The organism is Streptomyces sp. SID5785 (genome assembly GCF_009870065.1).
Classification (GTDB): Bacteria; Actinomycetota; Actinomycetes; order Streptomycetales; family Streptomycetaceae; genus Streptomyces.
This window is the reverse complement of record NZ_WWIA01000720.1, coordinates 1-9956: the sequence shown is the minus strand read 5'-3', so window position 1 is coordinate 9956 and position 9956 is coordinate 1. Positions and strand designations below refer to the sequence as shown.

Below are 9956 nucleotides of genomic sequence, written 5' to 3'. Positions count from 1 at the left end.
CGCGAGCGGCGCCGCCACCGGCAGCAGGACGAGCCGCGCCCGCACCGAACCGGCGCCCGGGCCGCCGCCCGGCACGTCGACGAGGACCGCGCCCGCGGGCGGCTCGTCCTGGTGCGTGCCGCGCATGCCCTCCCACACCTGCAGCGGATCGGCGACGTCGTCCGCCGCTCCCGCCGCGTACAGGAGCCGGCCGTCCGCGGTCTCCAGGAACACCGGGTTGGCACTGAACTCGGCGAGGATCCGCAGCACCTGCGGCACCCCGCCGCCGCCGAGCAGCGCCTGGGTGCACCGCCGGTGCACCTCCTCGGCGCGCTGCAGCAGCGCGTAGTGCCCGTTGACGATCTCGGTGTGGATCTCCTCGGTGACCGTCACGAACGGCACCTCGCGGTGCAGCTGCACGAGCGGCAGCCCGGCCGAGCGCGCGGTCTCCACGAGGGCGGCCGGCAGCCGGGCGAAGCGCTGGCCCAGCTCGATGACGAGCGCCGCGATGCCGCGCTCGGCCAGCTTCCTGACGAACGCGCGCTGCTCGGCGGGGCGCGTCCCGATCCCGTAGCCCGTCGTCAGGAGCAGTTCGCCGCCCTTGAGCAGCGACGCGATGTTCGGTACCTCGCCCGCGTGCACCCAGCGCACGGTGCGCTGCAGCCGCTCCGCCCCCGCGACCACCTCCGGGAGCCCGCTGCGCAGCCCGGGCAGCTCGAGGGCGCGCTGCACGGTGATGCCGCCGGGAGCGCGGTAGGGGGCGGCGGGCGGGGCGGGGCTGTCCATACCCGGACGTTATCGCGCGCGTCGGGGAGGCATGCGCCGCGCGCAGCCTCCCCGGGGCCCGGGGGTCAGCCCCCGTACGCGCCCGACGCCGTCAGGCGCAGGGCCGTGTCGATCAGCGGGACGTGGCTGAACGCCTGCGGGAAGTTGCCCACCTGGCGCTGCAGCCGCGGGTCCCACTCCTCGGCCAGCAGGCCCAGGTCGTTGCGCAGGGCCAGCAGCTTCTCGAACAGTTTGCGGGCCTCGTCGACCCGGCCGATCATCGCGAGGTCGTCGGCCATCCAGAACGAGCAGGCCAGGAAGGCCCCTTCGTCGCCGGGCAGCCCGTCCACGCCCGCGTCGTCGCCGTCCGTGGGGTAGCGCAGGATGAAGCCGTCCGTCGTGGACAGCTCGCGCTGGATCGCCTCGATGGTGCCGATGACGCGCTTGTCGTCGGGCGGCAGGAAGCCCATCTGCGGGATCAGGAGCAGCGACGCGTCCAGCTCCTTGCTGCCGTAGGACTGCGTGAAGGTGTTGCGCTCCTTGTCGTACCCCTTCTCGCACACGTCCCGGTGGATGTCGTCGCGCAGCTCGCGCCACGTGTCCAGCGGGCCGTCCGCGTCACCGGACTCGATGAGCTTGATCGTGCGGTCGACCGCGACCCAGGCCATCACCTTCGAGTGCACGAAGTGCCGGCGCGGGCCGCGCACCTCCCAGATGCCCTCGTCGGGCTCGTACCAGTGCTTCTCCAGGTACTTGATGAGCTTGAGCTGGAGCAGCGAGGCGTAGTCGTTGCGGGCGAGGCCCGTCATGTGGGCCAGGTGCAGGGCCTCGGTGACCTCGCCGTAGACGTCGAGCTGGAGCTGGTGCGCCGCCCCGTTGCCCACGCGGACCGGGGCCGAGTTCTCGTACCCGGGCAGCCAGTCGAGCTCCGCCTCGCCGAGCTCGCGCTCACCGGCGATGCCGTACATGATCTGCAGGTTCTCCGGGTCGCCGGCGACCGCGCGCAGCAGCCACTCGCGCCAGGCGCGGGCCTCCTCGCGGTAGCCGGTGCGCAGCAGCGAGGAGAGGGTGATCGCGGCGTCCCGCAGCCAGGTGTAGCGGTAGTCCCAGTTCCGTACGCCGCCGATCTCCTCCGGCAGCGAGGTGGTGGGGGCCGCGACGATGCCGCCGGTCGGCGCGTACGTGAGCGCCTTCAGGGTGATCAGCGAGCGCACGACGGCCTCGCGGTAGGGGCCGTGGTACGTACAGTGGTCGACCCATTCGCGCCAGAAGTCCAGCGTCGCCTCCAGGGCGCCGTCCGGGTCCGGCACGGCCGGCTGGTCCTTGTGCGAGGGCTGCCACTGGATCGTGAACGCGAACTTCTCGCCGGGTGACACGGTGAAGTCGGAGTACGTCGTCAGGTCCTTGCCGAACGTGTCGGCGTCGGTGTCCAGCCACACCGAGTCCGGGCCCGCCACGGCGACCGTGCGCCCGTCCACCTTGTGCACCCACGGGGTGATCCGGCCGTACGAGAAGCGCATCCGGAGCGCGGAGCGCATCGGGACGCGCCCGCTCACGCCTTCGACGATCCGGGTGAGCTGCGGCGCGCCGTCACGCGGCGGCATGAAATCGGTGACGCGGACCGTGCCGCGCGGGGTGTCCCACTCGGAGACCAGGACCAGCGAGTCGCCGCGGTACTCGCGCCGCGTCGCCGCCGGTGGCTCCTCGCCCGCCGGATGCGCGGGCCCGAGCCGCCAGAAGCCGTGGTCCTCGGTGCCGAGCAGTCCGGCGAAAATGGCATGCGAGTCGAAGCGGGGCAGGCACAGCCAGTCGACCGTGCCGTCCCGGCAGACCAGCGCTGCTGTCTGCATGTCTCCGATGAGTGCGTAATCCTCGATGCGCCCGGCCACGTGCAACTCCAGTCGAACGGCCACGTACGCCCCCGGGACAGTGAAGCGAAGGGGGCTGGGGTCAGAGAAGGCTGACGGATCAATCCGGGTAACGTCTCGACACGTCGGCCTGGTACGGCGTTTTAGGCGGTATACGGCGTTGTCAAACGAACTGACGGACCGGTGTTCCGGCCGGGGCCAGCCGAGTGTCCGAGCAGGATACGACGCACGTAGGTGATCTGCGCGCCGCTCACGGCAACGCGCCTGAGCCGAACGGGTGAGCGCCGGGTGACGAAGTCGTGGACGCCGGTCCGGCCCGTGGCCACGCGTGTGCGGAGCGTGGCCGGAAGCAGCCTCGTCCTGTCGCTGATACCCTGGTAGCCCGTGAGCCGGTGGTCCTAGAACCCCCGAACCGCAGCGACGGCGCCTCCCCGTGCACACCGGGCGGGCGGCCGGTACGCACTCCAGACCGCGACCACGGGAGCCCCCTCTTGGCCATGACGCCCAAATCCACGACGACCAAGCACATCTTCGTCACCGGGGGTGTCGCCTCCTCCCTCGGCAAGGGCCTCACCGCCTCCAGCCTCGGAATGCTGCTCAAGGCACGGGGCCTCCGCGTCGTCATGCAGAAGCTCGACCCGTACCTGAACGTCGACCCGGGCACGATGAACCCCTTCCAGCACGGTGAGGTGTTCGTCACCAACGACGGCGCTGAGACCGACCTGGACATCGGACACTACGAGCGCTTCCTCGACCGTGACCTGGACGGCAGTGCCAATGTCACTACAGGCCAGGTGTACTCCCAGGTCATCGCCAAGGAACGACGGGGTGAATACCTGGGGGACACCGTCCAGGTGATCCCGCACATCACCAACGAGATCAAGCACCGCATCCGCCGCATGGCGACGTCCTCGGACGGCGGTGTCGACGTCGTGATCACCGAGGTCGGCGGCACGGTCGGCGACATCGAGTCGCTGCCGTTCCTGGAGACCGTCCGCCAGGTCCGCCACGAGGTCGGCCGGGACAACGTGTTCGTCGTGCACATCTCGCTGCTGCCCTACATCGGCCCCTCGGGCGAGCTGAAGACCAAGCCCACCCAGCACTCGGTCGCCGCCCTGCGCAACATCGGCATCCAGCCGGACGCGATCGTGCTCCGCTGCGACCGCGAGGTCCCCACCGCGATCAAGCGCAAGATCTCGCTGATGTGCGACGTCGACGAGGCCGCCGTGGTGGCCTGCCCCGACGCCCGCTCGATCTACGACATCCCGAAGGTCGTGCACGCCGAGGGCCTCGACGCGTACGTCGTGCGCAAGCTCGACCTGCCCTTCCGTGACGTGGACTGGACGACCTGGGACGACCTGCTCGACCGCGTCCACAACCCCGACCACGAGATCGTCATGGCCCTGGTCGGCAAGTACATCGACCTGCCGGACGCCTATCTGTCGGTGACCGAGGCGCTGCGCGCCGGCGGCTTCGCCAACAAGGCCCGCGTCAAGATCAAGTGGGTCACCTCCGACGACTGCAAGACCCCGGCCGGCGCCCGCAAGCAGCTCGGCGACGTGGACGCGATCTGCATCCCCGGCGGCTTCGGCGACCGCGGCGTGTCCGGCAAGGTCGGCGCGATCCAGTTCGCCCGGGAGAACAAGATCCCGCTGCTCGGCCTGTGCCTGGGCCTCCAGTGCATCGTCATCGAGGCCGCGCGGAACCTGGCCGACATCCCGGACGCCAACTCCACCGAGTTCGACGCCGCGACCTCCCACCCGGTCATCTCGACCATGGCCGAGCAGCTCGACATCGTCGCCGGCGAGGGCGACATGGGCGGCACCATGCGGCTCGGTATGTACCCGGCGAAGCTCGCCGAGGGCTCCATCGTGCGCGAGGTGTACGACGGCAAGGAGTACATCGAGGAGCGCCACCGTCACCGCTACGAGGTGAACAACGCCTACCGCGCTGAGCTCGAGAAGAAGGCCGGCCTGCAGTTCTCCGGCCTCTCCCCGGACGGCAAGCTCGTCGAGTACGTCGAGTACCCGCGCGACGTCCACCCCTACCTGGTCGCCACCCAGGCCCACCCGGAACTGCGCTCGCGTCCGACGCGTCCGCACCCGCTCTTCGCCGGCCTGGTCAAGGCCGCCGTCGAGCGCAAGGTCGCGGCCGCCGCGGCCCCGGAGCCGGCGGCCGAGTAGGGCCGGACAGGGCTTGTAGGACAAGCGATGTACGGTGACCGGGGTGCGTGCCTTATGCGGCACGTGCCCCGGTTTCTTTTGCGCCCGGTTTCTTTCGCGTACCTGGGAGGACGTTCGGCATGACGACGATCAAGGACACCGCCGAGGAGTGGGAGGTCCGCGCGACCGAGACCCCCTTCGTCGGCAACAAGACCTCCGTGCGCACGGACGACGTCGTCATGCCCGACGGTTCGGTGGCCCGCCGCGACTACCAGGTCCACCCCGGCTCGGTGGCCGTGCTCGCGCTCGACGAGCAGGACCGCGTCCTCGTGCTGAAGCAGTACCGCCATCCGGTGCACATGAAGCTCTGGGAGATCCCGGCCGGGCTGCTCGACATCCCCGGCGAGAACCCGCTGCACGCCGCGCAGCGCGAGCTCTACGAGGAGGCGCACGTCAAGGCGGAGGACTGGCGCGTGCTGACCGACGTCTACACGACGCCCGGCGGCTGCTCCGAGGCCGTCCGGATCTTCCTCGCGCGGGACCTCTCCGAGGCGGAGGGGGAGCGCTTCGAGGTCGAGGACGAGGAGGCCGACATGGAGCTGGCACGGGTGCCCCTGGGGGACCTCGTCGCCGGGGTGCTCGGCGGGGACCTGCACAACAACTGCCTCGTGGTGGGCGCGTTGTCGCTGGCCGCGGCGCGGGCTTCGGCGGGCGGGCTCGACGGGCTGCGGCCCGCGGAAGCGCCGTGGCCCGCGCGACCGTTCGAGGCCTGACCTCTTCTCTGTCGCTGTCGCGCCGTCGGGCGCGGGTCTGCCGGGGCTTCTCGCGCAGTTCCCCGCGCCCCTGACATACAGGCGCTGCGCGCCGCATCGCCCCGAGGAAGGCCGAGCGGCGAAGCCGCGAGCCCCCGTCCGGTCCCACAATCCGCTGATCCGATCAGGGGACCCGTGCGTGCCGCCCGCCAAGGGCACCCGCACCCCCTGAACTAGGCTCGGACCCGCCCCTGCCGACCCCCGGAGGGGCATGGGTGAGACGGAGCGTGGCCCGTGACGGATCAGGCGGTCGAGTCGGACGACGTGACGGAGACAGCGGCGGACCCGGGCCCCCGGTTCCTGGGCCGCAGGCGGGAGTTGGCCGAGCTCAGGTCCGACATCGAGCGCGCCGGGCTCGACACCCTGTCCGGCCGCAAGGCCCCCCGCGCCCGGGTCCTGCTGATCGCGGGCCGCCCCGGTACCGGCCGCACCGCACTCGCCGGGGAACTGCTCCGCCAGATCGGGGACCGCTACCCGGACGGTGCCCTGCGGGTCCGGCTGAGCGCCGCCGACGCCACCCCCGTCCCGACCGAGCGCGTCGCCCGCGAGCTGCTCGACGCGCTCGAACTGCCCGCGCCCCCGGGCGAGTCGGCCGACGACCTCACCGAGCGGCTGCGCGAGGGGCTCGCCCTGCGCCGCGTCGTGCTGTTCCTCGACGACGCGCAGGACGCCGAGCAGGTCGACCCGCTGCTGCCCGACACCCCGGACTGCCTGGTCGTCGCCGTCTCCGCGGGCCCGCTCACCGGCATCCCGGACGTGCGCCCCTGCACGCTCGGCGGCCTGGACACCAAGTCGGCGCTCGAGCTGCTCACCCGGCACACCGGTTCCGTCCGCATCACCTGCGACCCGCGCTCGGCCGAGTCCCTGGTCGAGCTGTGCGGGGCCGAGCCGGCGGCGCTGGAGCTCGCCGGCGGCTGGCTCGCCGCCCGGCCCAAGGAGTCGGTGGCCGACCTGGCCAAACAGCTGCACGCCCAGGACGGCGAGGGCCCGGCGCTCGCCCGGGTGTTCCGGCACGCGTACGCGGCGCTGCCCGGGCCCGCCGCGCGGATACTGCGCTACCTGGCGCTGGCCCCCGACGGCCACGTCGACCCGCACACCGCGTCCGCCCTGGCCGGCTGCTCCGTGTCCGCGGCGCAGACCACCCTCGACGACTTCGTGACGCTCGGCCTCGTCCGGGCGGTCGGCTCCGCGCTGCCCCAGTACGAGGTGCCGGGCTGCCTGGTGCCGCTGCTGCGCGGGCTCACCGAGACCCAGGACCGGCCGGGGGAGGTGCAGCTGGCCCGCGCCCGCATGCTGGAGCGCACGGTCCGGCTGCTGACCTCCTGCCGTGCGATCACCGAGCCCGACGGCTCCCCGGCCCGCAGGAAGCTGGCCGGGCTGCCCAGCGCCCTGCGGTTCAAGGACCCCGCGACGGCCGCCGAGTGGCTGCGCGTGCGTCGGCCCGCGCTGCTCGCCGCGGCCCGCCTCGCGGTGGCCGACGGTGAGCTCGACACCCTGGCGCGGCGCCTGATGGCGGCGCTCTCCCGGGCCCTGGTCGCGCACCGCGGCACCGAGGCGGCGGCCCCCGACCTGTACGGGATCCACCGGATGGTGCTGGACGTGGCGGAGCGCCGCGACCTGCCCCGCGAGCGGGCCGCGGCGCTGCTCAACCTGGCCGATCTCGACGCGCGGACGGGGCGCACCCGGGAGGCGCTGGCCCGTTACCGGGCCGCGCTGGACGCGGGCCGTGCGGCCCGGGACCCGTACGCGACGGGCCGCGCGATGGAATCCGTAGGCGGCGCCTACCAGGAGCTGGCGGACTGGCAGCGGGCCGCGGACTGGTACGGGAGGGCTCTCGCGCAGCGGCTCGCGCGCGGGGAACGGGCGGACGCCGCGCGGCTGCACGGCCGGATCGCCGTGGCGCACACCTACGCGGGCCGGTACGGCGAGGCGCTGCGCAGCTGGCGGTCGGCGGTGGCCGGGTACCGCAAGCAGGGCGATGTGCCCGCGCAGGCGCGGGCGTTGAGCGAGCTGGCGCGGGTGCAGGAGTACGCGGGGCGGCCCGAGGAGTCGCTGCGCACCTGCCAGGAAGCGGTCGAGTGGGCCCGGCAGGCCGACGACGTGCGGCTGCAGGCCGCGCTCCAGCTGCGGCTCGCCGACACCCTCGAGCGGCTCGGCGACCCCGCGGCGGCCAAGCTGCACCGCGGGGCGGCCGAGCGCATGCTGGGAGAGGAGCTCACCGTGGAGGCAAAACCTTCGGAACAAGCCGCCGATGCCTGCGAAATCCGTAGTGCATCCACGGAAGATTGATGCAACGAAAGGCTAGACAGCAAGAAAACCTTCATTAGACTGGCTCCACTGCGGTGTTCCGCGGTGTCTCCTGGTGTGTCCCTCAGCACGCTGGTATGTACTGCATTGCCCGAGAAATCCCCTGAGCCAAGGACCGTGATCGACGATGAAGGTCGGCATCCCCCGCGAGGTCAAGAACAACGAGTTCCGGGTGGCCATCACCCCCGCCGGCGTGCACGAGCTCGTGCGCCACGGCCACCAGGTCGTCGTCGAGCGGAACGCGGGCCTCGGCTCGTCGATCACCGATGAGGAGTACGTCTCCGCGGGCGCGCAGATCCTCGGCACGGCCGACGAGGTCTGGGCCACGGCCGACCTGCTCCTCAAGGTCAAGGAGCCGATCGCCGAGGAGTACCACCGCCTCCGCAAGGACCAGACGCTCTTCACGTACCTGCACCTCGCCGCCTCCAAGGAGTGCACGGACGCGCTCCTGGAGTCCGGCACCACCGCGATCGCCTACGAGACCGTCGAGACGGCGAACCGCGCGCTGCCGCTGCTCGCCCCGATGTCCGAGGTCGCGGGCCGCCTCGCCCCGCAGGTCGGCGCCTACCACCTGATGGCCGCCAACGGCGGCCGCGGCGTCCTGCCCGGCGGCGTCCCCGGCGTCGCGGCCGGCCGGGCCGTCGTCATCGGCGGCGGCGTCTCCGGCTGGAACGCCGCGCAGATTGCCATCGGCATGGGCTTCCACGTGACCCTGCTCGACAAGGACATCAACAAGCTCAAGGAAGCCGACAAGATCTTCGGCACGAAGATCCAGACCGTCGTCTCCAACGCCTTCGAGCTGGAGAAGGCCTGCCTCGAGGCCGACCTCGTCATCGGCGCCGTCCTCATCCCGGGTGCCAAGGCTCCGAAGCTCGTCACCAACGAGCTGGTGTCGCGCATGAAGCCCGGAAGTGTCCTTGTCGACATCGCGATCGACCAGGGCGGCTGCTTCGAGGACTCGCACCCGACGACGCACGCCGAGCCGACCTTCCCGGTCCACAACTCGGTCTTCTACTGCGTCGCCAACATGCCGGGCGCCGTGCCGAACACGTCGACGTACGCGCTGACCAACGCGACGCTCCCGTACATCGTCGAGCTGGCCGACCGCGGCTGGGTCGAGGCGCTGCGCCGTGACCCCGCGCTGGCCCTGGGTCTCAACACCCATGACGGCAAGGTCGTTTACAAGGAGGTCGCCGAGGCGCACGGCCTGGAGCACCTCGAGCTGGAGACCCTGCTGGGCTGACCCGCTCCCGGGCGGCGTCAACGGAAGTCGTCAATCTCACGCCTACGGCCGGACCTTGTCAGAGGTCCGGCCGTACGTCTGTGGCCACGGCATGCGTCCGCACATGGTCAACTCGCGCGGAACGTAACTCTTTAACCGATTCGCGCAGTCGCGAAACGTAACGAAGAACCGTCGTACGCCCTTGACATGAGGGTGTTCCGTTGTCGCTGAAGTGCCGACACAACGTGCCGGGTCCGGTGGATTGTGTTGCTGCGGAGCGGTGACACGCCATAGAGTCGCCAACCGTCGGCATGGTGCCACGCTGACCTATCGATAAATGTTCCTGGTCATGTCCAAGGAGGTAAGACGACTTGTGAATGAGTCGACATTTACTCCCGGAGGTGGCCAGCCGGGCGGACAGGGACCCGCGGGGCTTCAGGCTGTCGGCTCCGTCGCTGTACGCACCTTCGCGGCCCACCAGAGCGGCAACAGCAGCAGCCCCCCGCAGACGACGCAGATGCCGACGCAGACAGCACACCAGAGCATGGATGGCCATCACGTGAACGCCATGGCCGGCGACCGAAGTGGCGACACACACAGCCACTTCGCCGACTACGACGAACTGCCCGAGGGGCACTTCTACGACCCCGACGCCGAGTACGAGCCCGACCCCGAGTACGCGGCCACGCTCGCCCCGGACGCTGCCCGTCAGCGCCGGGAGCGCGTCGGCCCGACCGGGCGCCCGCTCCCGTACTTCCCGATCCCAGGACCGCTGACCGACCACGGCCCGGCGAAGATCATCGCGATGTGCAACCAGAAGGGCGGCGTCGGCAAGACCACG

At 71.4% G+C, this 9956-nt stretch carries 6 protein-coding genes and 1 pseudogene; 5 read left to right on the top strand and 2 right to left on the bottom strand.

Going from position 1 to position 9956, the window contains the following annotated elements; all coding sequences use genetic code 11:
* On the bottom strand, nt 1-765 hold a 765-nt coding region (locus GTW43_RS23535), incomplete at its 3' end, for a PucR family transcriptional regulator ligand-binding domain-containing protein (protein ID WP_202501853.1).
* 65 nt (nt 766-830) lie between these two features.
* Nucleotides 831-2633 carry a glycoside hydrolase family 15 protein gene (locus tag GTW43_RS23530; protein WP_161304031.1) on the bottom strand — a complete coding sequence of 601 codons (1803 nt, stop codon included), beginning with the start codon at nt 2631-2633 and terminating at the stop codon, nt 831-833.
* Nucleotides 2634-3109: 476 nt separating this feature from the next.
* Between GTW43_RS23530 and GTW43_RS23525 the strand changes: the two genes are divergently transcribed.
* From GTW43_RS23525 to GTW43_RS23505, 5 genes and pseudogenes are all read left to right on the top strand, one after another.
* Nucleotides 3110-4795 carry a CTP synthase gene (locus GTW43_RS23525; protein ID WP_161304030.1) on the top strand — a complete coding sequence of 562 codons (1686 nt, stop codon included), beginning with the start codon at nt 3110-3112 and terminating at the stop codon, nt 4793-4795.
* A 119-nt stretch (nt 4796-4914) separates the two neighbouring features.
* Nucleotides 4915-5547, top strand: coding sequence for an NUDIX hydrolase (locus GTW43_RS23520; RefSeq protein ID WP_161304029.1), 633 nt, complete (start codon nt 4915-4917; stop codon nt 5545-5547).
* 273 nt (nt 5548-5820) lie between these two features.
* On the top strand, nt 5821-7875 hold the full coding sequence (locus GTW43_RS23515) for a tetratricopeptide repeat protein (protein ID WP_161304028.1): 2055 nt from the start codon (nt 5821-5823) through the stop codon (nt 7873-7875).
* 145 nt (nt 7876-8020) lie between these two features.
* Nucleotides 8021-9136, top strand: a complete 1116-nt coding sequence (ald, locus tag GTW43_RS23510) for an alanine dehydrogenase (protein ID WP_161304027.1) — start codon at nt 8021-8023, stop codon at nt 9134-9136.
* Between the two features lie 352 nt (nt 9137-9488).
* Nucleotides 9489-9956 (top strand): annotated as a pseudogene (locus tag GTW43_RS23505) (ParA family protein); the annotation flags it as partial.

Coding starts and splice junctions, on each gene's coding strand:
- GTW43_RS23525 (WP_161304030.1), top strand. CDS start 3,110: ATGACGCCCAAATCCACGACGACCAAGCACATCTTCGTCACCGGGGGT.
- GTW43_RS23520 (WP_161304029.1), top strand. CDS start 4,915: ATGACGACGATCAAGGACACCGCCGAGGAGTGGGAGGTCCGCGCGACC.
- ald (WP_161304027.1), top strand. CDS start 8,021: ATGAAGGTCGGCATCCCCCGCGAGGTCAAGAACAACGAGTTCCGGGTG.